The sequence below is a fragment of the Pseudomonas bohemica genome (genome assembly GCF_002934685.1).
Taxonomy (GTDB): domain Bacteria; phylum Pseudomonadota; class Gammaproteobacteria; order Pseudomonadales; family Pseudomonadaceae; genus Aquipseudomonas; species Aquipseudomonas bohemica.
Genome location: NZ_NKHL01000118.1, coordinates 49,821 through 71,524 on the forward strand (window position 1 = coordinate 49,821; position 21,704 = coordinate 71,524).

Genomic DNA, 21,704 nt, shown 5'->3' on the forward strand with positions numbered 1-21,704 from the left:
GCCGCAGATGGCTGACATAATGCAATCGCGGCAAGCGCGCTCCTACACGATTATGCGTTCGGTCGAAGAAGACTCAACCATTCACTAACTTCATCGCCGCGTCCGTATACCGCCCACCGGCAATCGCAGTCACCGGAAACAGCTCTTTCAGCGTCTGAAGCTCGCCAGCACCGAGTTTCACATCCAGCGCCGCCACGTTTTCCTCGAGATATTTGCGCTGTTTGGTGCCCGGAATCGGGATTACGTCGTTACCCTGCGCTAATACCCAGGCAAGCGCCAACTGACCAGCACTCAGGCCTTTTTCCTTTGCCAATTGCTGCACTTTCTCAACCAGCAACAGGTTCTTCGCAAAGTTCTCGCCCTGAAAACGTGGGCTGCTGCGGCGATAATCGTCGGCGGCGAAATCGTCCGGACTTTTCAGCGTACCCGTCAGAAAGCCACGGCCCAGCGGGCTATAAGGCACGAACGCGATGCCCAATCGGCGGCAGGTTTCCAGTACGCCGTTTTCTTCAGGCTCGCGGCTCCACAGCGAATACTCCGTTTGCAGGGTGGCAATCGGGTGCACTTTCTGGGCGCGCTCCAGTGTCGCTGCCGAGGCCTCGCTCAGGCCCAGATAACGGACCTTGCCAGCCTTGACCAATTCGGCCATGGCGCCGACCGACTCTTCAATGCTGATCTTCGGATCGATCCGGTGCTGGTAGTACAGGTCCAGGGTGTCGATCTTCAGTCGCTGCAAGGTGCCGTCGATGGCGGCCCTGATGTATTCCGGGCTGCCGTCGACACCCCTGGCCGCAGCATCGCCAGGCGTGCGCACAATGCCGAATTTACTGGCGATAAAGGCCTGGTCCCGCTTGCCGGCCAAGGCCTTGCCAAGCAACTGCTCGTTAGTGTGAGGGCCATACATGTCGGCGGTGTCGAACAGCGTGACGCCCAACTCCAGCGCGCGGTGGATCGTCGCAATCGCTTCCTTTTCATCACTGCCGGTGGTGTAGAAATCGGTCATGCCCATGCAGCCCAGGCCGACTGCCGACACCTGAGGTCCGTTGTTGCCGAGTTGACGCGTTTGCATAATGGTTTCCTTTCTCGGTTTTGAAGGTGGCTCAGAGGATTTCAATACCCGCCCATTGTTGCCCCTCGACAGATTCACGATAAACCGGCTAAAAGCGCTTTCACTGTTGGTTATTTCTAAACAATCTACTGCCGGAGCTGAAATGGACCGCTTTAATGCCATGCGTGCCTTCACCCGCATCGTCGAACTGGGCGGATTTGGCAAGGCCGCCGACAGCCTGCACATGCCGCGTGCCTCGGTAACCATCCTCATCAAGCAATTGGAGGCGCATCTGGGTGCGCAATTGCTGCTGCGCACCACGCGCCAGGTGACTCCTACCCTCGACGGCCAGGCGTACTACCAGCGCTGCGTCAGCCTGCTCAACGATCTGGACGATACCGAGTCGGTCTTTTCGACCGTGGCCAGGGCGCCCGAAGGCGTGCTGCGGGTCGACATGCCGTCGGGCTTCGGCCGTCTGATCCTCATGCCCGCGCTGCCTGAATTCACCGAGCGCTATCCCGGCCTGGAAATGGAGGTGGGGATGAGCGATCGGCCAGCGGATCTGATCCGTGATGGCTTCGATTGCGTCATACGCGGCGGCCAGCCACTGGACCATTCGCTGGTGGCCCGGCCTCTGGCGCAAATGCGTCAGGTGGTTTGCGCCAGCCGCAGTTATCTGGATCGCCAGGGTACGCCTCTGACCCTGGAAGATCTGACGCGGCACAAGGTCATCGAATATTTTTCCAGCCTGTCGAATAAACGCTATGGCCTGGAATTCTTCATAGAGGGCAGGGCACAGGAACTCAGTCTGTCCAAGACGCTGGCGACCAACAGCGCGGACGGGTATCTGGCCGCATGCAGCGCTGGCTATGGCCTGGTGCAGACGCCTTACTACCATGTGGCCGAGCTGCTGCAACGTGGCGAACTGGTCGAGGTGCTGGGTGATTGGCCGCAACCTCGACTGCCGTTGACGGCGCTGTACCCGGCCCACCGACAGATGTCCCGCAGGGTCCGGGTGTTCGTCGACTGGCTGGTGGAGTTGTGCAATCGGCCGGGCTTGCTGGATAAACCGGCTGCGAAGCGTACAACCTGAGAACAAATTCAGTGCGACCGGTAGGTGGTTTAAGCGGTTTCGTGATTAACTTCTCGGCTTATCGCGTTGCTCTAGCGCAACCCTGAAACCCGCAACTTCAGAAAAGGACTCAGCTCATGGCTCAAGTGACTCGTAGAGGCGCCCCGGTACAAATCAGCGGCGAACTGCCAAAAGTTGGCAGCAAGGCGCCTGCGTTTAAACTGGTTGGTGGCGATCTGGCTGACGTGACCCTGGAGAACTTTGCCGGCAAGCGCAAAGTGCTGAACATCTTTCCAAGCGTCGACACCCCGACCTGCGCCACATCGGTACGCAAATTCAACGCCCAGGCCAACGACGTGACCAACGCGGTGGTGCTGTGCATTTCTGCCGACCTGCCGTTCGCTCAGGCGCGTTTCTGCGGTGCCGAAGGTCTGGAAAACGTGAAAAACCTGTCCACCATGCGTGGCGCCGAGTTCCTGCAGAACTACGGCGTTGCCATCGCCGACGGCCCGATGGTCGGCCTGAGCACCCGCGCCGTGGTGGTCCTGGACGAAAACGATACGGTCCTGCACAGCGAACTGGTTCCGGAGATCGGACAGGAGCCGAACTACGAAGCGGCGCTGGCAGTGCTCAAGTAAGCTGTCCGTTGCGTATTGCCTGTCGATGTACTGTCTGCCCTAGTCCGGCAATACATCGCAACACAAAACGGCCTGACTCGATCAGGCCGTTTTTATTTGCAGGTCAGCACCTTACTAAAGTAAGCACCAGGTAAATTGCCGGTAAGGCCCTTTGCTTGGCACGTAACTATGCTTATTGTTCAGCCTCCCGAAGACGCTCACGCGCAAACTGGTTGACTTATTCATGCAATCGTCTGGTCCTCGTAACTCCCGTCGCTGGCTGATTAGCCTGTTGCTTCTATTGATTGTCGCGGCTGTCTGCTGGCATTTCTGGCCAGGCTTGGGGGCAAAAACCGACGCTACCGCGCAAAAGAGCGAGCAGCCTCACAAGGGTGCCAGCCGTAGCGGCGGCGCCGGGAAGATGACCGGCCAGCGTCCGGGCTTCGGCGGCTCTACTGGCCCGATCCCGGTGCGTGTAGCGCCTGCCACTACGGGTGAATTCCCTATCTATTACAAAGCTCTGGGTACTGTCACCGCGCTCAACACCATTAACGTGCGCAGCCGGGTGGCAGGCGAGTTGGTCAAGATCAACTTTCAGGAGGGGCAGCAGGTCAAGGCCGGCGACCTGTTGGCCGTGATCGACCCCCGCAGTTACCAGATCGCGCTGCAACAGGCCGAAGGCACGCTGATGCAGAATCAGGCACTGCTGAAGAATGCGCAGATCGACGTGCAGCGTTATCGGGACCTGTATAAGCAAGACAGCATCGCCAAGCAGACACTGGACACCGCCGAGTCGCTCGTCGGTCAGTACCTGGGGACGATCAAGACCAACCAGGCGGCGGTGGGGGACGCCAAGCTCAACCTCGACTTCACCCAGATCCGTGCGCCGATCTCCGGCCGCATCGGCCTACGCCAGCTAGACGTCGGCAACCTGGTGGCGGCCAACGACACCACCGCGCTGGCCGTCATCACCCAGACTAAACCGATCACGGTCAATTTCACCTTGCCCGAGAAAGACTTGGCCGACGTGATCGGCCATTACCGCAGCGGCGAAAATCTGCTGGTCGAAGCCTGGGACCGTGGCGATGTGAAACTGCAGGCCAAAGGCGTGCTGGCGAGCATCGACAACCAGATCGATATCACCACCGGCACCCTCAAATTCAAGGCGCGCTTCGATAATGAAAACGAAGCGCTGTTCCCCAACCAGTTCGTCAATGCGCGGCTATTGGCCACCACCATGAAGAATGTGGTGCTGGTGCCTTCGGCTGCGGTGCAGTTCGGGGTCAACGGGACCTTCGTCTATGTGATGGATGGCGATAAGAAAGTCCGCATTCGCCAGCTCAAGACCGGGCCGAGCGATGAAAACTCCACCGTCATCACCGAAGGTCTGGCGGCAGGTGATCGCGTGGTGCTGGAAGGCACTGACCGCCTGAAGGACGGCAGCGACGTCGACGTGGTCAACGACAGCAAGGATGTCCCGGTCACCCCGGGCCAGAAGCTGCAAGGCCAGCCATCCAAGGAATCCGGTGAATCGGCAGGCGTCGACAGCGCGAAGAAAGGCAACGTATGAACCTGTCACGCCTGTTCATCCTCAGGCCTGTCGCGACCACGTTGAGCATGCTGGCCATCGTTCTGGCCGGCCTGATCGCGTACACCTTGCTGCCGGTGTCGGCGTTGCCGCAGGTGGATTACCCGACGATCCGGGTCATGACGCTGTATCCCGGCGCCAGCCCACAAGTGATGACCAGTGCCGTGACCGCGCCGCTCGAGCGTCAGTTCGGCCAGATGCCCGGCCTGACGCAAATGGCCTCCACCAGCTCCGGCGGCGCTTCGGTGATTACCCTGCGTTTCAGCCTGGACATCAATATGGATGTCGCCGAGCAGGAAGTGCAGGCGGCGATCAACGGCGCCACAAATCTGCTGCCGAACGACCTGCCTGCGCCGCCGACTTATAACAAGGTCAACCCTGCCGATACCCCGGTGCTGACCCTGGCCGTCACCTCGAAAACCATGCTGCTGCCCAAGCTCAACGATCTGGTCGATACGCGCATGGCGCAGAAGATCGCGCAGATCAGCGGCGTCGGCATGGTCAGCATCGCCGGCGGACAGCGTCAGGCGGTGCGGATCAAGGTCAACCCCGATGCGCTGGCCGCCAACGGCCTGAACCTGTCGGACGTGCGCACGCTGGTCAGCGCCTCCAACGTCAATACACCAAAGGGTAACTTCGACGGCCCGACACGGGTGTCGATGCTCGACGCCAACGACCAGCTCAAGTCTCCCGAGGAATACGCCAACCTGATCCTGGCCTATAAAAACGGCGGCCCGTTGCGTCTTAAAGACGTCGCAGAGATCGTCGATGGCGCGGAAAACGAGCGGCTGGCGGCTTGGGCCAATGAAAACCAGGCCGTGTTGCTGAACATCCAGCGCCAGCCTGGCGCCAACGTCATCGAGGTGGTCGACCGAATCAAGGCCTTGCTGCCGAGCATCACCGACAACCTGCCTGCCGGCCTGAACGTGGTCGTACTCACCGACCGCACCCAGACCATTCGCGCCTCGGTCAGCGATGTTCAGCACGAACTGCTGATCTCGATTGTGCTGGTGGTACTGGTCACGTTCCTGTTTCTGCGTCGATTCAGCGCCACGATCATCCCTACGGTGGCCGTGCCGCTATCTCTGGTCGGCACTTTTGGCGTGATGTACCTGGCCGGTTTCTCGGTCAACAACCTGACTTTGATGGCCATGACCATTGCCACCGGTTTTGTGGTGGACGATGCGATCGTGATGCTGGAGAACATTTCCCGGCACCTGGAGGAGGGCGAGACGCCGCTGCAGGCCGCGCTCAAGGGCGCAAGACAGATCGGCTTCACCCTGGTCTCGCTGACCATCTCGCTGATCGCGGTGCTGATCCCGCTGCTGTTCATGGCAGACGTGGTCGGGCGGCTGTTCAGGGAGTTCGCCATCACCCTGGCCGTGGCGATTCTGATCTCGCTGGTGGTTTCGCTGACGCTGACGCCGATGATGTGCGCACGGCTGCTCAAACGCGAACCCAGGGAAGAAGAGCAGGGCCGTTTCTACCGCGTCAGCGGCGCGTGGATCGACTGGCTGATCGCGGCTTACGGACGCAAATTGCAGTGGGTACTCAAGCATCAGCCGCTGACGCTGCTGATCGCCATCGCCACGCTGGGTATCACCGTTGTGCTGTATCTGGCCGTGCCCAAGGGTTTCTTTCCGGTGCAGGACACGGGTGTGATCCAGGGGATTTCCGAGGCGCCGCAGTCCGTGTCCTTCGCCGCCATGAGCGAGCGTCAGCAGGCGCTGGCGAAGATCATTCTGCGGGATCCTGCGGTGGCAAGCCTTTCGTCCTACATCGGCGTGGACGGCGACAACGCTACGCTGAACAGCGGGCGAATGCTGATCAACCTTAAGCCGCATAACCAGCGCGACCTGTCGGCGACTCAGGTGATCCAGCGGCTGCAGCCGGAAGTCGATCAGCTCTCAGACATTCGCTTGTTCATGCAACCGGTGCAGGACCTGACCATCGAAGACCGCGTCAGCCGCACCCAGTACCAGTTCAGCATGTCCTCGCCGGACGCCGAGCTGCTCAGCCTGTGGAGCGGCAGGCTGGTCGATGCCCTGGCCGAGCGGCCGGAACTGACTGACGTTGCCAGCGACCTTCAGGACAAGGGTTTGCAGGTCTATTTGAACATTGACCGGGATGCCGCCAGCCGCCTTGGTGTCACCGTCGCCAACATCACCGATGCCCTGTATGACGCCTTCGGTCAGCGCCAGATCTCCACCATCTACACCCAGGCCAGTCAGTACCGTGTGGTGCTGCAGGCCGCCGCGGGCAACGAGCTGGGGCCGCAGGCGCTGGAGCAGATTCACGTCAAGACCACCGACGGCGGGCAGGTCAAACTGTCGAGTCTGGCCAAGGTCGAACAGCGTCAGGCGCAACTGGCCATCGCGCATATGGGTCAGTTCCCTGCAGTGATGATGTCGTTCAACCTGGCACCCGGCGTGGCTTTGGGCAAGGCGGTGGAAGTGATCGAGCAGGTGCAGAAGGACATCGGTATGCCGATTGGCGTGCAGACCGAATTCCAGGGCGCCGCCGAAGCCTTCCAGGCGTCGTTGTCGAGCACGCTGTTGCTGGTGCTGGCGGCCGTGGTGACCATGTACATCGTGCTCGGCGTGCTGTACGAGAGTTACATTCACCCGATCACCATCCTCTCGACACTGCCGTCGGCGGCCATTGGCGCGTTGCTGGCGCTGATTCTCAGCGGCAATGATTTGGGCATGATCGCCATCATCGGCATCATTCTGCTGATCGGTATCGTCAAGAAGAACGCGATCATGATGATCGACTTCGCCCTGGACGCCGAGCGCAACCGGGGTGTCGATCCGCAGACGGCGATCTACGAAGCGGCGCTGTTGCGCTTCCGGCCGATCCTGATGACCACCCTGGCAGCGCTGTTCGGCGCCATTCCACTGATGTTCGCCACCGGTTCCGGTGCTGAATTGCGTCAGCCGCTGGGTCTGGTCATGGTCGGCGGCCTGCTGGTGAGCCAGGTGCTCACGTTGTTCACCACACCGGTCATCTATTTGTATTTCGATCGGATGGGGCGCCGATTCCGGCGTTCAGGCAAGACCGAGGTCGCAGTATGAACATCTACGAGCTTCAAGCCTCGAGTTGCAAGAGTGACCGCGACGCGGCGCTTTTTTGTGGCTTGTCGCTTATCACTCGGAACTGTTCCCAATGAATCTGTCGGCGCCTTTTATCGGTCGGCCTGTGGCGACGATGCTGCTGAGCCTGGCGATCATGCTGCTGGGCGGGATGAGTTTCAATCTGCTGCCCGTGGCGCCGCTGCCGAACATGGATTTCCCGGTAATCGTGGTCACGGCTTCGTTGCCGGGCGCCAGTCCGGAAATCATGGCATCCAGCGTCGCGACGCCGTTGGAGCGGTCCCTTGGCACGATTGCCGGGGTCAGCGCCATGAGCAGTCGGTCGAGCCAGGGCACCACGCGGATCATTCTGCAGTTCGACATGGACCGCGACATCAATGGCGCGGCCCGGGAAGTTCAGGCGGCGATCAACGCCTCGCGCAGCCTGTTGCCAAGCGGGATGCGCAGCATGCCGACCTACAAGAAGGTCAACCCGTCCCAGGCGCCGATCATGGTGCTGTCGCTGACCTCCGACGTACTCGAGAAAGGCCAACTGTACGACCTGGCCTCGACCATCCTGTCCCAGAGCCTGTCTCAGGTGAACGGCGTCGGCGAGGTGCAGATCGGCGGCAGTTCGTTGCCTGCGGTGCGGGTTGAACTGGAGCCCAAGCTGCTGGACCAGTACGGCGTGTCGCTGGACGATGTGCGTACCACGATTTCCGGCTCCAACGTGCGTCGCCCGAAAGGCTCGGTCGAGAATGCCGAGCACAACTGGCAGGTGCAGGCCAACGATCAGCTGGAAAAAGCCAAGGACTACGAGCCATTGGTGATTCGCTACCAGAACGGCGCGGCGCTGCGTCTCAAGGACGTGGCCAAGGTCAAGGATTCGGTCGAGGACCGCTACAACAGCGGCTTCTTCAATGAGAAATCCGCGGTGCTGCTGGTGATCAACCGCCAGGCCGGCGCCAACATCATCGAAACCGTGGCGGCGATCAAGGCGCAGTTGCCTGCCTTGCAAGCCGTGCTGCCGGCCAGCGTCAAGCTAGATCTGGCCATGGATCGCTCACCGGTGATCAGGGCGACCCTGCACGAAGCGGAGATGACCCTGCTGATCGCCGTGGTGCTGGTGATCATGGTGGTGTTCCTGTTCCTCGGTAACTTCCGTGCTTCGCTGATACCGACCCTGGCCGTGCCGGTGTCGCTGGTGGGCACGTTCGCCGTCATGTACCTGTGCGGTTTCTCTCTGAACAACCTGTCGCTGATGGCGCTGATTCTGGCCACCGGGTTGGTGGTGGACGACGCGATCGTGGTGCTGGAGAACATCTCCCGGCATATCGACGAGGGCGTGCCGCCGATGCAGGCGGCGTATCGAGGTGCCCAGGAGGTGGGTTTCACCCTGCTGTCGATGAACGTTTCGCTGGTGGCCGTGTTCATCTCGATCCTGTTCATGGGCGGCCTGGTTGAAAGTCTGTTCCGCGAGTTCTCGATCACCTTGTCGGTGTCGATCGTGGTCTCGCTGGTGGTTTCGCTGACCCTGACCCCGATGCTCTGCGCCCGCTGGCTCAAGCCCCATGTGCCGGGTACGGAAAACCGCTTGCAGCGTTGGAGCCAGCGGGTCAATGACCGCATGGTCGCCGGTTACGACCGCAGCCTGGGTTGGGCGCTGCGGCATCGGCGCCTGACCATCCTGACCCTGTTGATCACCATTGGCGTGAACATCGCGCTGTACGTGGTGGTGCCGAAAACCTTCCTGCCGCAACAGGATACCGGACAGTTGATAGGCTTCGTACGCGGTGACGACGGTCTGTCGTTCTCGGTAATGCAGCCGAAAACGGACGTGTACCGCACAGCGATTCTCAAGGATCCGGCGGTGGAAAGCGTCGCGGGGTTCATCGGTGGCAACGGCGGCACCGGTAACGCCTTTATCATCGTGCGCCTGAAACCGATTTCCGAGCGCAAGCTCGGCGCCGAGCAAGTGGTCGAACGGCTGCGCAAGGAAATGCCCAAAGTGCCGGGCGGGCGCCTGTTCCTGCAACCCGATCAGGACCTGCAACTGGGCGGTGGGCGCGAGCAGACCACCTCGCAATACCAGTACATCCTGCAGAGCGGCGATCTGGAAAGCCTGCGCTACTGGTATCCCAAGGTGGTCGCGGCACTTAAATCGCTCAAGGAACTGACGGCCATCGACGCCAATGACGGCGGCGGCACCCAGCAAGTGACCCTGGTGGTCGACCGTGACGCCGCCAAGCGTTTGGGCATTGACATGAACATGGTCACGACGGTGCTGAACAACGCCTACAGCCAGCGTCAGGTCTCGACCATCTACGATCCGCTCAACCAGTATCAGGTGGTGATGGAGGTCAACCCGAAGTACGCCCTCGATCCGATCACCCTGGAGCAGGTGCATGTGATCACGGCCGACGGCGAGCGGGTTCCGCTGTCGACCATCGCGCACTACGAGCGCAGCCTGGAAGACGACCGGGTCAATCACGATGGACAGTTCGCCTCGGACAACATTTCCTTCGACCTCGCCGATGGCGTGACTCTGGATCAGGCCACGGTGGCCATCGAGCGTGCCGTGGCGGCGGTGGGCCTGCCGGAAGACGTGATCGCCAAGATGGCCGGCACCGCCGATGCTTTTGCCGCCACCCAGAAAAGCCAGCCATGGATGATCCTGGGGGCATTGGTGGCGGTGTATCTCGTGCTGGGGATTCTGTACGAAAGTTACGTCCATCCCCTGACGATTCTGTCGACCCTGCCGTCGGCCGGCGTCGGTGCCCTGCTGAGCATCTACCTCACGGGCGGTCAGTTCAGTCTTATTTCCCTGCTGGGGCTGTTTCTGCTGATCGGTGTGGTGAAAAAGAATGCGATCCTGATGATCGACCTGGCGCTGCACCTGGAACGCGGCAGTGGCATGACGCCGCTGGAGTCGATTCGCAATGCCTGTCTGCAACGTCTGCGCCCGATCCTGATGACCACGCTGGCGGCGATTCTCGGCGCGGTGCCATTGCTGCTCAGCAGTGCCGAAGGCGCGGAAATGCGTCGGCCGCTGGGCCTGACCATCATCGGCGGCCTGATCCTCAGCCAGATTCTCACGCTTTACACCACGCCCGTGGTTTACCTCTACCTCGACCGTCTGCGCCATCGCGTCAATAAGTGGCGCGGTGTGCGGACCGATGCTGCTCTGGAAACTCCGCTATGACCCATCGCCTGAACATTTCCACCAAACAGCGGACGTTGCCCTGGCGGCGCACCTTTACGCTCAGCCTGTGCATGCTGCTATTGAGCGCCTGCGCGGTCGGCCCCGACTATAAAAAGCCGGATGTCACTACACCCGCCCATTTCAAGCAGGCCGAAGGCTGGACCCAGGCCAACCCCAGCGACGCCATCGCGCGTGGCGCCTGGTGGGAAGTCTACGGTGATGCGCAGTTGAACGGCCTGGTGGAAAAGCTCAACACGTCGAACCAGACCGTCGCCCAATACGAAGCGCAATACCGTCAGGCGGTCGCCTTGGTACGCAGTGCTCGCGGCGCGTTCTTCCCGACGCTGGACCTGACCACCAGCAAGAACCGCTCGAGCCAGGGCACCGGCAGCAGCAGTTCAAGCCTGAGCAGTTCCAGCAGCGGGATACGTGACACCTATAACGCACAGTTGGGCGTGAGTTGGGAAGCGGATGTCTGGGGCAAACTGCGTCGCGGGCTGGAGGCCGACAAGGCCAGCGCCCAGGCCAGCCTTGCTGACCTGGCCTCGATGCAGTTGAGCCTGCAGTCACAACTGGTGCAGAACTACTTGCAACTGCGGGTCATTGACGAGCAGAAGCGCTTGCTCGAATCCACGGTGCAGACTTACGAGCGTTCGCTCAAGCTGACGCAAAACCAGTACAGCGCCGGGATTTCCGGACGTGACGCAGTGGCCCAGGCGCAGACCCAACTGAAAAGCACCCAGGCCGACCTGATCGATCTGGCATGGCAGCGTGCGCAGTTCGAGAACGCTATCGCCGTGCTCATGGGGCAAGCGCCTGCGGATTTCAGCCTGGCGCCGACTGAGACCGTGCCGGCCTTGCCACAGATTCCTGCCCAGTTGCCGTCACAGTTGCTGGAGCGTCGCCCGGACATCGCCGCCGCCGAACGTTCGGTGATGTCCGCCAACGCCAATATCGGCGTGGCCAAGGCCGCGTATTATCCTGACCTGACCCTGAGCCTGAACGGCGGCTACAGCAGCAGTACGTTCAGCAACTGGATCAGCTTGCCGAACCGTTTCTGGTCGGTGGGGCCACAACTGGCCATGACCCTGTTCGACGGCGGCCAGCGCGCGGCCGAAGTCGATCGCACAGAAGCGGTGTATGACCAGACCGTGGCTCAATACCGTCAGACCGTGCTCGACGGCTTCAAGGAGGTCGAGGATTACATGGCGCAACTGCGGGTGTACGAGCAGGAAGCCGGGGTGCGCGCCGAAGCGCTGGATGCCGCGAGGGATTCGTTGCGCCTGACCAGCAACCAGTACAAGGCCGGGCTGATCGGCTATCTCGATGTGGTGAACGTGCAAACCACGGCGCTGAGCAACGAGCGCAGTGTGCTGACGCTGTTGCAGAGCCGACTGGTTGCCAGTGTGCAACTGATCGCGGCACTGGGTGGCGGGTGGAGTGCCGAAAGCGGTCTGTCGCTGGATACCCCGATTTCCAGGCGCTGAAGCTGCGTATCATGGCCGGGAGCATGGAAACCAGCGGCAAAACTTTCTGACCCAACTGGGTTGTGATTAATTGCAGGGCTGTCTGTCGGCTCATCCGTTGCCAGCGGACCGCTTCATGGCTGATATTAGCGCGGCGCAAAAGGGCACACTCAGGCACACAGTTTGACGCTGCACGCTTTGCATAACACCGGGTCTGGACGAAGTCGGCGCGCGCAGCAGCCCGTCGGCCCCGGAAAATAAGCGCTTTGATTCGGACTTTCCCATGGATAGAAACCTCCTCATCACTGGCGGCTCCAGAGGCATTGGTGCTGCCACGGCAGTTCTGGCGGCGTCGCAAGGTTATCGCGTGTGCATCAATTATCTCTCCGACCACGAAGCGGCAGAGCGTGTCTGCGGGCAGATTCGCGAAGCGGGCGGCCACGCCATTGCGATTCAGGCGGACGTCAGCAACGAAGACGAAATCATCCGGCTGTTCTCCCGGGTGGATTCGGAGCTTGGACGTATCAGCGCGCTGGTAAACAATGCCGGTACCGTGGCCGAGACGTCGCGGGTCGAAAACATGTCTGAATTCCGCATGCTCAAGATCATGATGAGCAACGTGGTCGGGCCCATGCTCTGCAGCAAACACGCGTTGCTGCGCATGCTGCCTCGTCATGGTGGGCACGGCGGCAGCATCGTCAATGTGTCTTCGGTGGCGGCGCGTCTGGGGTCACCCGGTGAGTATGTCGACTACGCAGCGTCCAAGGGTGCGCTGGACACCTTCACCATTGGTCTGGCCAAGGAGGTGGCGGGCGAGGGCGTGCGGGTCAATGCGGTGCGTCCGGGTTATATCTTCACCGAGTTTCATGCCTTGAGCGGCGATCCGCAGCGCGTCAGCAAGCTGGAGCCGACCATCCCGATGGGGCGCGGTGGACTGGCCGATGAAGTCGCCGAAGCGATCGTTTGGCTGCTGTCGGACAAGGCATCGTATTCGACCGGGATGTTCGTGGATCTGAGCGGTGGCCGTTAACCCCGCCCCTTGTAGCGGCGCGGCTTGCTGGCGGTAGCGTTCTCGCATGCGCTGCCGCCAGCACGCCGGACTGCTACAAGTGTCCGCTATCAAGCTCAAAGCATTGACCGAATGATCTTGCCCAGGGTGTCCATGGCCCGTTCGTGGATGTCGCTCCACGGGGTGCCGTAGTTCAGGCGGATGCAGTTTTTGAAGCGTCGAGTCGGGGAGAAGATAGGCCCGGGCGCGATGCTGATGCCTTGGGCCAGGGCGACCTGAAACACCTTCAGCGAATCGATCTGCTCAGGCAGTTCCACCCACAGGAAATACCCGCCGGACGGATGGCTCACGCGGGTTTGCTGAGGGAAATGGCGCGCCACGGCGCCAAGCATCGCGCGCAGCTGGTCTTCCAGGCTGATCCGCAGTTTGCGCAAATGTCGGTCGTAGCCGCCGTGCTGCAGGTAATCGGCGATCGCCGCCTGGGCGGGCATCGACGCGCACAGCGAGGTCATCAGCTTCAACCGCTCGACCTTCTGTGCATAACGCCCGGCCGCGACCCAGCCGACGCGGTAACCAGGTGCCAGGCTCTTGGCAAACGAGCCGCAATGCAACACCAGCCCCTCGGTATCGAACGCCTTGGCCGGTTTCGGTGCGTGCTGCCCGTAATACAGCTCGGCGTAGACGTCGTCCTCGATCAGCGGCACCTCGTGTCTGCGTAACAATTCCACCAGTTCGCGCTTACGCGATTCGGCAACTGTCGCCCCAGTGGGGTTCTGAAAGCTGGTCATGCTCCAGCAGGCCTTGATCGGGTAACGCTCCAGGGTCTGTTCGAGCACGCCCAGATCGATGCCGGTCTGCGGATGAACCGGAATCTCCACCGCCTTGAGTTTCAGACGTTCCAGCACCTGCAGGCAGGCATAGAACGCAGGCGCCTCAATGGCCACCAGATCACCGGGTTCGGTCACGGCCTGCAGGCACAGGTTCAGGGCCTCCAGCGCGCCATTGGTGATCAGCAGTTCTTCGGTGGGCAGCATTTGCCCGGCCACCATGTAGCGCAGGGCGATTTGCCGGCGTAGCACCGGATTGCCCGGCGACAGGTCGCTGACCACCATGCGAGGGTCCATGTCCCGCGTCGCGCTGGCCAGTGAACGCGCCAGTCGTTGTAGAGGGAAAAGCCCCGCGCTGGGGAATGCCGAGCCGAACGGCACGGTGTTGGGGTCCTTGATTGATTCGAGCACCGAGAACACCAGCTCGCTGACATCCACTTCGGTGGATTCGCTGACCTGGAGGTCCGGCGGCGATTCCGTCAGCGACGAGGCGTCCAGACGTCGGGCAGCGAAGGTCTCGTTGATCAGGCTGTCATTGACGAAATAGCCCGAGCGCGGCCGGGCGCGAATCAAACCGCGGCGCTCCAGCAGGTAGTACGCCTGAAACACCGTGGAAGGGCTGATGCCGTGGGTCTGGCTGGCATAGCGCACCGACGGCACACGTTGACCGGCCGCCAGCACGCCGGAGCGGATCAGCTCGGCGATGTCGTCAGCAAACTTTTCATAACGCTTCATGCAGAGCTCGCAGCTGTACTGTTGAAGATCCGGCGCAGCGCCAGAAGGTATCTGGAGTGGCCGAACTATGCGCGCCGGCGTGTTTTCAGTACAGATGCAGTTTTTCGGATAAACAGCGGATCAGGTGGGCGGCTACAGGGATTTAGATGATCGGCGAATCCTCACCTGACTCGACACCCACGGTGTGATGCCTCAGATCCCTGGCTTTGTACACTGTCAGCGCGTCGGCCTCGGCTTCAGTGATGGGCACGCTGTGGCCACCGATCAACGCTTCGGACATATGAGTGATGTCATTGGTCCTGATGTCCACATCTGCCACCGCGCTGTTGTATGAGACGCCGTCCACCACGGCGGTGCAGTGCTTGTTGTCGCTATCGAATTCCAGAGGCATGGTCGTACTCCTTGACGGGTATATAAGAATGCGACTGCAGACCGGATCCATTGTTTCCGCCGTCTGACGCAAGACATTCGAGTTGCGCTGCGTGACGCAAGCCAGCCATGTGGCTTTCGCCGGAGCAGCACTCCCGCCGACCGCAGCGGTCCATTGCTCAACGCATCTCTTGCAAGGAAAGAATGGCTCATGAACGCATGGTGGCAAGAAGTCGTCGATACGCTGGGTTCGGAGTTCTCTGACATCACCGATGCGTCCCAATTGACCCGGGTCACTGTACGACTGGTGATCGCAGCCCTGTTGGGCGGCATTCTCGGTTTCGAGCGCGAACACAAAGGCAAGGCCGCTGGCGTGCGCACGCACATGCTGGTGTGCATGGGCGCTGCCCTATTCGTGCTGGTGCCACGTCTGGCGGGCGCTGACGATGCGGCGCTGAGCAGGGTGGTGCAGGGGATTGTTGCCGGGATCGGCTTTCTCGGCGCAGGCACTATTCTCAAGGGCGACAAACTCAACACCCAACAGGTCAAGGGCCTGACCACGGCAGCGGGTTTATGGATGACCGCGGCCATCGGCATTGCAGCAGGCATGGGACGTGAAGCGACCGCGGTGCTGAGTACGGTGTTGGCTTTGGGCATCTTCAGCCTGATGCCGATGATCGTGGAACGTTTCGATCCACCGCACAGCAAGGCAAACGATCCGGGAGGCGAGACTGGCGCAGATTCGCACCAACCCTGAGCACGCTTTCCATGCTCAGGGCTGTTTGGGGCTATCGCGAAAAATCCTCGGCCAACAGTTCACATCACAACACTTCAGGCGGCGCCTCACTGGGAGGATCGTCCTTGGTCGGCTCGATTACCGGCGGCATGATGGGAGACGGCGGCTCTTCGGGTTTGGGCACGGGCAGCTGCGGTTCGTCGATGTTCGGATCGGGCGTTTCTGCTGGAACGGGAATGGTCATTGCTACACCCTCCTTCAGCGCAGGTTGCAAGAGGCAGTAGTGCCGGTTTTCAACGCGCTCGCAGCCTTCGACAGCGCGTCGGTTTGAATGATTCAGCGCATTTTTCCGGTGATTTGTGATCCTGCAACCAAGCGGGCAACGGATCGCTTTGTTGCATTGCAAGCTCTTTGAACTTTTCCCTGAAGCTGGCGTTCGGAACCTATGCGGCAATAACCGGTAGCTGGTGGCTCGACCCCTGTTGTCTGGACATTGCCAGCCCGCTGCTTATGGATGAAACGTCGACTCAACGGACTATTACGGACTTGCTACAAGGAGCGTCCCTGGGGCGTGAGGAGTGATGCTCGATGAATGTGACTGCTGATCAGCCATACGGCCCGGATTCCCTGGCCACTGATGTTCCACACCCAACCCAGCCCATATCCCTGACCCAGGCCTTGCAGTTGCCGCGCATTGTCATAGAAGACACGTCGCCTGTGATTGACTCCGGGCAGCTGGCGGCCAAGGCGATCATCGGCCAGCCAGTGACGGTCACCAGCAAGGTGTTCGCCGATGGTCACGACAAGATGTCGGTGCACATTCGCTACCGCGCTGCCGATGAACAGGACTGGCACGCGGCGCCGATGCGCGAGCTGGGCAACGACAGTTGGGTCGGCGAGTTCACCCCGACCTCGGTGAGCCGCTATCTGTTTCGTCTCGAGGCCTGGATCGATCAGTTCGCCAGCTACCGGTACGAACTGGAGAAGAAGTACGCAGCCGGTGTCGCCATCGATCTGGAACTCGAAGAAGGGCGTCTGCATTTGCTCCATGCTTCCGAACGCAGCCAGCACGAGCTCAAGGGCCAGCTCGACAGCCTACTGTCGCGCCTGGGCGAGAACACCGAGCAAGAGGCGCAGGTCGCCTTGCTGTTGCACAGCGAGACAGCCGCGGTCATGGCCAAGGCCGACAATCACGCCTTTCTGAGCCGCAGCCTTGAATTTCCGCTGGATGTCGAGCGCGAGCTCGCGCAGTTTGCCAGCTGGTACGAGCTGTTCCCGCGTTCGATTACCGACGACAAGAGCCGCCACGGCACCTTCAACGATGTACATAGCCGCTTGCCGATGATTCGCGACATGGGCTTCGACGTGCTGTATTTCCCGCCGATTCACCCCATTGGCCGTGCCCACCGCAAAGGCCCGAATAACTCACTGAAGGCCGGTCCCGACGATCCGGGGAGCCCTTATGCCATCGGCAGCGCCGAAGGGGGGCATGACGCGATCCACCCCCAGCTCGGCACCCGCGAAGACTTCCGCAAACTGGTCGCGGCGGCGGCTGAGCATGGCCTGGAGATCGCCCTGGACTTTGCGATCCAATGCTCGCAGGATCACCTGTGGCTCAAGGAGCATCCGGGCTGGTTCTCCTGGCGTCCGGACGGCACTATCCGTTACGCGGAAAACCCGCCGAAGAAATACCAGGACATCGTCAACGTCGATTTCTATGCGCCCGACGCCGTCCCCAGCCTATGGCTGGAGCTGCGCGATGTGGTACTGGGCTGGGTCGAGGAGGGCGTGAAGATTTTCCGCGTCGACAACCCCCACACCAAGCCATTGCCGTTCTGGCAGTGGATGATCGCTGACGTCCGCGCGCAGCACCCTGAGGTAATGTTCCTGGCGGAAGCCTTCACCAAGCCGGCGATGATGGCGCGTCTGGGCAAGGTCGGTTATTCCCAGAGCTACACGTACTTCACCTGGCGCAACACCAAGGCCGAGCTGAGCGAGTACTTCACTGAGCTCAACGAGTCGCCGTGGCGCGAATGCTACCGGCCGAACTTCTTCGTCAACACGCCGGACATCAACCCGTACTTCCTCCACGACTCGGGCCGTCCGGGTTTTCTGATTCGCGCGGCGCTGGCGACCATGGGCTCCGGCCTGTGGGGCATGTACTCGGGTTTCGAACTCTGTGAATCGGCGGCTGTGCCGGGCAAAGAGGAATACCTGGACTCGGAGAAATACGAGATCCGTCCTCGGGACTACACCGCACCGGGCAACATCATTGCCGAGATCGCCCAGCTCAACCGCATCCGTCGTCAGAACCCGGCGCTGCAGACTCATCTGGGCCTGCGCATCTATAACGTCTGGAACGACAACATTCTGTACTTCGGCAAGCGCAGCGCCGATGGCAGCAACTTCATCCTGATCGCGGTCAGCCTCGACCCACGTAACCCGCAGGAAGCGAATTTCGAGCTGCCGCTGTGGGAAATGGGTCTGCCTGACGATGCCGCGACATTGGGCGAAGATTTGATGACCGGTCACAGCTGGACCTGGTACGGCAAGACGCAGTTCATGCGCATCGACCCCTCCTACCAACCGTTCGGCATCTGGCGCATCAAGGCCACAAACCAATAATTAAAAGGAAGTGGTCATGGCGAAGAAACCCCGGAATGCTGCCTTTATCGAAGACCCGCTCTGGTACAAGGATGCGGTGATTTACCAGGTTCATGTGAAGTCGTATTTCGATTCCAACGACGACGGAATTGGTGATTTTCCCGGCCTGATCGCCAAGCTCGACTACATTGCCGAGCTTGGCGTCAACACCATCTGGTTGCTGCCGTTCTATCCTTCGCCGCGTCGTGACGATGGCTACGACATCTCGGACTATCGCGGCATTCACAGTGATTACGGCAACATGTCCGACGCCCGGAAATTCATCGCCGAAGCGCACAGGCGCGGGCTGCGGGTGATCACCGAGCTGGTCATCAACCACACTTCGGACCAGCACCCGTGGTTCCAGCGTGCGCGGCATGCGAAGAAGGGCTCCAAGGCCCGCGACTTCTATGTCTGGTCCGACGACGACCAGAAATATTCCGGAACGCGGATCATTTTTCTCGACACCGAAAAGTCCAACTGGACTTGGGATCCGGTGGCCGGTCAGTACTTCTGGCACCGTTTCTATTCGCACCAGCCGGACCTGAACTTCGACAACCCGCAGGTGATGAAGGCGGTGCTCGAAGTCATGCGCTACTGGCTGGACATGGGCATCGACGGCCTGCGTCTGGACGCGATCCCTTACCTGATCGAGCGCGACGGCACCAACAACGAAAACCTGCAAGAGACGCACAACGTGCTCAAGCAGATTCGTGCCGAAATCGACGCCAATTATCCCGACCGCATGCTGCTGGCCGAAGCCAACCAGTGGCCTGAGGATACGCAGCTGTATTTCGGCGATCGCAAGGGCAAGGACGGCGACGAATGCCACATGGCTTTCCACTTTCCGCTGATGCCGCGGATGTACATGGCCGTGGCGCAGGAAGACCGCTTCCCGATCACCGACATCCTGCGCCAGACCCCGGAGATCCCGGAAAACTGCCAGTGGGCGATTTTCCTGCGCAACCACGATGAACTGACCCTGGAGATGGTCACCGACCGTGAACGCGACTATCTGTGGAATTATTACGCCTCCGACCGCCGCGCGCGGATCAACCTGGGGATTCGCCGTCGTCTGGCCCCGCTGCTGGAACGCGATCGCCGCCGCGTAGAGCTGCTCAACAGCATGTTGTTGTCCATGCCAGGTACACCGACCCTGTACTACGGTGACGAAATCGGTATGGGCGACAACATTTATCTTGGCGACCGTGACGGTGTGCGCACGCCGATGCAATGGTCGATCGACCGTAACGGCGGGTTTTCCCGGGCCAACCCGGCAAGCCTGGTACTGCCGCCGATCATGGACCCGCTGTACGGCTATCAATCGGTCAACGTCGAAGCGCAGGACCACGATCCGCATTCGCTGCTGAACTGGACGCGGCGCATGCTGGCCGTGCGTAAGCAACAGAAGGCGTTCGGACGTGGCACGCTGAAGATGCTGTCGCCGAGCAACCGCCGGATCCTGGCCTACACCCGCGAGTACACCGGGCCCGACGGCAAGACTGAAATCATTCTGTGTGTCGCTAACGTGTCCGCCGCTTCGCAGGCGGCAGAACTGGAGCTGTCCCCGTATGCCGGCACCGTACCGGTGGAAATGCTCGGCGGCAGTGCCTTCCCACCTATCGGCCAGCTCAACTACCTGCTGACGTTGCCGCCTTACGGCTTCTACTGGTTCCTGCTGGCCGCGGAGAATCAAATGCCCAGCTGGCACGTTGAACCGGCTCAGAGCCTGCCGGACTTTCCGACTCTTGTGCTCAAACAGCGGCTGGAAGAATTGCTCGATGAACCGTTGCGTCAAACGATGGAGCAGAACTCCCTCGCAGCCTACCTGCCAAAACGCCGCTGGTTCGCCGGTAAGGGCAAGGCGCTGGACAAGGTCCACATTGCCTACGCAGTGCGCTTCGGCACCACCGTGCGCCCGGTCCTGTTGAGTGAAATCGAGGTTACGTCGGGTGATGAAGTGGTGCGTTATCAGTTGCCCTTCGGCCTGTTGCCTGAAGACGACATTAGCAGCGCGCTGCCCCAGCAACTGGCGCTTGCGCGCGTGCGACGGGGTCGTCAGGTTGGCTTGATCACCGATGCCTTCACTCTGGAGCCGTTCATTCGTGCGGTAATCAAAGGCATGTACGAAGAGATCGTGCTGCCGACCAACGATGGCGAGCTGCGCTTTCAGCAGAGTTCGAAGCTGGCGCCGCTGGGCCTGAACGATGAGTCGGAAGTACGCTATCTGTCCGCCGAGCAGTCCAATAGCTCGGTGGTCGTCGGTAAGGCGCTGGTGCTGAAGATGATCCGCCGTGTGGCCGCGGGGACCCACCCGGAACTGGAGATGGGCGCCTATCTGACCGAAGCGGGCTATGAACATATATCGCCGTTGCTGGGCGCAGTGGTTCGGGTCGACGGTTCTGGCGAGAGCAATCTGCTGATGATCGCGCAGGGGTATCTGAGCAATCAGGGCGACGCCTGGGAGTGGACGCAGAACAATCTTGAGCGTGCGGTGCGCGACGAGATGGCGCATGGTCAATCCACGCTTGAACAGCACGCCAACGCCTTGCTGGAACTCAAGGATTTCGCCGGTCTGCTGGGCCAGCGCCTGGGTGAAATGCACGTCGTGCTCAGCGCGCCGACCGACAATCCGGACTTCAAGACCGAGGTCACCATTGTCAAGGACACTCAGGCCTCGGCGAAAAGCGTCAGCGGTCAGATCGAGCGCGCGCTGGATTTGCTCGAGCAACATCGCAATACCCTGGAACCCGGCGATCAGCAATTGGTCAGTGAACTGCTGAGCAAACGCAAAGCGCTGCTGGCCCAGGTGCAAACCCTGGCCAAACAGTCGGTCGGCGGCCTGCGCATGCGGGTGCATGGTGACCTGCACCTGGGGCAGATGCTGGTAGTCAAAGGCGATGCGTATCTGATCGACTTCGAGGGTGAGCCGGCGCGTCCGCTGCAGGAACGCCGGGCCAAGTACAGCCCGTTCAAGGACGTCAGCGGCGTGTTGCGATCTTTTGACTACGCTGCCGCCATGGCCGTACGCAATGCCCGTAGCGCGGACACTTCGGCTCAGGCCGCAGCGGCGCGGGCACATGTTGCCGAAACGTATTTGAAACAGGCGCGCGAAGCGTTTCTCGATGGCTACAAGATGGCTACCGTTGATGTCGCCCACGCCTGGAAAGATACCAAGGGGGAGGCCGCCGCACTGGCGCTGTTCACCTTGGAAAAAGCCGCTTATGAAGTGGCCTACGAGGCCGAGAATCGGCCGACCTGGTTGTCGGTCCCGCTTCAAGGGTTGCGCGGGCTGCTGGACTTGTCTGATGGAGAATGAAA

At 60.9% G+C, this 21,704-nt stretch carries 14 protein-coding genes; 10 read left to right on the top strand and 4 right to left on the bottom strand.

From position 1 onward, the window contains the following. Window positions 1-73: 73 nt before the first annotated feature. Window positions 74-1,069 carry an aldo/keto reductase gene (locus CE491_RS23225; RefSeq protein WP_110950679.1) on the bottom strand — a complete coding sequence of 332 codons (996 nt, stop codon included), beginning with the start codon at window positions 1,067-1,069 and terminating at the stop codon, window positions 74-76. Between the two features lie 142 nt (window positions 1,070-1,211). Between CE491_RS23225 and CE491_RS23230 the strand changes: the two genes are divergently transcribed. The 7 genes from CE491_RS23230 to CE491_RS23260 all read left to right on the top strand — a co-directional run bounded on the left by CE491_RS23230 (window position 1,212) and on the right by CE491_RS23260 (window position 13,094). Further along, window positions 1,212-2,141, top strand: a complete 930-nt coding sequence (locus CE491_RS23230) for a LysR family transcriptional regulator (protein WP_110950680.1) — start codon at window positions 1,212-1,214, stop codon at window positions 2,139-2,141. A gap of 116 nt (window positions 2,142-2,257) precedes the next feature. Then, on the top strand, window positions 2,258-2,758 hold the full coding sequence (tpx, locus tag CE491_RS23235; protein ID WP_110950681.1) for a thiol peroxidase: 501 nt from the start codon (window positions 2,258-2,260) through the stop codon (window positions 2,756-2,758). Between the two features lie 208 nt (window positions 2,759-2,966). Further along, window positions 2,967-4,307, top strand: a complete 1,341-nt coding sequence (locus tag CE491_RS23240; protein ID WP_110950871.1) for an MdtA/MuxA family multidrug efflux RND transporter periplasmic adaptor subunit — start codon at window positions 2,967-2,969, stop codon at window positions 4,305-4,307. Beyond that, entirely contained in the window at window positions 4,304-7,399 is a 3,096-nt protein-coding gene (locus CE491_RS23245) for an MdtB/MuxB family multidrug efflux RND transporter permease subunit (RefSeq protein WP_110950682.1), read from the top strand. Before CE491_RS23240 ends, CE491_RS23245 begins: the two co-directional genes overlap by 4 nt. A gap of 91 nt (window positions 7,400-7,490) precedes the next feature. Beyond that, on the top strand, window positions 7,491-10,598 hold the full coding sequence (locus tag CE491_RS23250; RefSeq protein WP_110950683.1) for an efflux RND transporter permease subunit: 3,108 nt from the start codon (window positions 7,491-7,493) through the stop codon (window positions 10,596-10,598). Continuing rightward, window positions 10,595-12,085: an efflux transporter outer membrane subunit gene (locus CE491_RS23255; RefSeq protein ID WP_110950684.1), complete on the top strand. Its 1,491-nt coding sequence runs from the start codon at window positions 10,595-10,597 to the stop codon at window positions 12,083-12,085. The genes CE491_RS23250 and CE491_RS23255 overlap by 4 nt, the downstream gene beginning before the upstream one ends. Before the next feature lie 262 nt (window positions 12,086-12,347). Continuing rightward, a complete protein-coding gene (locus tag CE491_RS23260) occupies window positions 12,348-13,094 on the top strand; it encodes an SDR family oxidoreductase (RefSeq protein ID WP_110950685.1) in 747 nt (248 codons plus the stop codon). Window positions 13,095-13,189: 95 nt separating this feature from the next. Here CE491_RS23260 and mapR read toward each other — a convergent pair whose 3' ends face one another. After that, window positions 13,190-14,635, bottom strand: coding sequence for a GntR family transcriptional regulator MpaR (gene mapR / locus CE491_RS23265; RefSeq protein ID WP_110950686.1), 1,446 nt, complete (start codon window positions 14,633-14,635; stop codon window positions 13,190-13,192). Between the two features lie 142 nt (window positions 14,636-14,777). Next, window positions 14,778-15,026 carry a DUF3203 family protein gene (locus CE491_RS23270; protein WP_110950687.1) on the bottom strand — a complete coding sequence of 83 codons (249 nt, stop codon included), beginning with the start codon at window positions 15,024-15,026 and terminating at the stop codon, window positions 14,778-14,780. Window positions 15,027-15,215: 189 nt separating this feature from the next. Between CE491_RS23270 and CE491_RS23275 the strand changes: the two genes are divergently transcribed. Beyond that, a complete protein-coding gene (locus tag CE491_RS23275) occupies window positions 15,216-15,761 on the top strand; it encodes an MgtC/SapB family protein (protein ID WP_110950688.1) in 546 nt (181 codons plus the stop codon). Between the two features lie 64 nt (window positions 15,762-15,825). Here CE491_RS23275 and CE491_RS30410 read toward each other — a convergent pair whose 3' ends face one another. Next, window positions 15,826-15,984 carry a hypothetical protein gene (locus CE491_RS30410; protein ID WP_199885225.1) on the bottom strand — a complete coding sequence of 53 codons (159 nt, stop codon included), beginning with the start codon at window positions 15,982-15,984 and terminating at the stop codon, window positions 15,826-15,828. 344 nt (window positions 15,985-16,328) lie between these two features. Here CE491_RS30410 and CE491_RS23280 point away from each other — a divergent pair, with 344 nt between their 5' ends. Further along, the gene (locus tag CE491_RS23280; protein ID WP_110950689.1) at window positions 16,329-18,365 is read left to right on the top strand and encodes an alpha-1,4-glucan--maltose-1-phosphate maltosyltransferase; all 2,037 of its coding nucleotides are present in this window, start codon (window positions 16,329-16,331) and stop codon (window positions 18,363-18,365) included. A gap of 16 nt (window positions 18,366-18,381) precedes the next feature. Next, window positions 18,382-21,702: a maltose alpha-D-glucosyltransferase gene (treS, locus tag CE491_RS23285; protein ID WP_110950690.1), complete on the top strand. Its 3,321-nt coding sequence runs from the start codon at window positions 18,382-18,384 to the stop codon at window positions 21,700-21,702. Window positions 21,703-21,704: the final 2 nt, after the last annotated feature.

What these genes read in the sequence shown, in the direction of transcription:
- CE491_RS23225 (WP_110950679.1), bottom strand. Translation starts at nt 1,069, where the DNA reads ATGCAAACGCGTCAACTCGGCAACAACGGACCTCAGGTGTCGGCAGTC.
- CE491_RS23230 (WP_110950680.1), top strand. Translation starts at nt 1,212, where the DNA reads ATGGACCGCTTTAATGCCATGCGTGCCTTCACCCGCATCGTCGAACTG.
- tpx (WP_110950681.1), top strand. Translation starts at nt 2,258, where the DNA reads ATGGCTCAAGTGACTCGTAGAGGCGCCCCGGTACAAATCAGCGGCGAA.
- CE491_RS23245 (WP_110950682.1), top strand. Translation starts at nt 4,304, where the DNA reads ATGAACCTGTCACGCCTGTTCATCCTCAGGCCTGTCGCGACCACGTTG.
- CE491_RS23250 (WP_110950683.1), top strand. Translation starts at nt 7,491, where the DNA reads ATGAATCTGTCGGCGCCTTTTATCGGTCGGCCTGTGGCGACGATGCTG.
- CE491_RS23255 (WP_110950684.1), top strand. Translation starts at nt 10,595, where the DNA reads ATGACCCATCGCCTGAACATTTCCACCAAACAGCGGACGTTGCCCTGG.
- CE491_RS23260 (WP_110950685.1), top strand. Translation starts at nt 12,348, where the DNA reads ATGGATAGAAACCTCCTCATCACTGGCGGCTCCAGAGGCATTGGTGCT.
- mapR (WP_110950686.1), bottom strand. Translation starts at nt 14,635, where the DNA reads ATGAAGCGTTATGAAAAGTTTGCTGACGACATCGCCGAGCTGATCCGC.
- CE491_RS23270 (WP_110950687.1), bottom strand. Translation starts at nt 15,026, where the DNA reads ATGCCTCTGGAATTCGATAGCGACAACAAGCACTGCACCGCCGTGGTG.
- CE491_RS23275 (WP_110950688.1), top strand. Translation starts at nt 15,216, where the DNA reads ATGAACGCATGGTGGCAAGAAGTCGTCGATACGCTGGGTTCGGAGTTC.
- CE491_RS30410 (WP_199885225.1), bottom strand. Translation starts at nt 15,984, where the DNA reads ATGACCATTCCCGTTCCAGCAGAAACGCCCGATCCGAACATCGACGAA.
- CE491_RS23280 (WP_110950689.1), top strand. Translation starts at nt 16,329, where the DNA reads ATGAATGTGACTGCTGATCAGCCATACGGCCCGGATTCCCTGGCCACT.
- treS (WP_110950690.1), top strand. Translation starts at nt 18,382, where the DNA reads ATGGCGAAGAAACCCCGGAATGCTGCCTTTATCGAAGACCCGCTCTGG.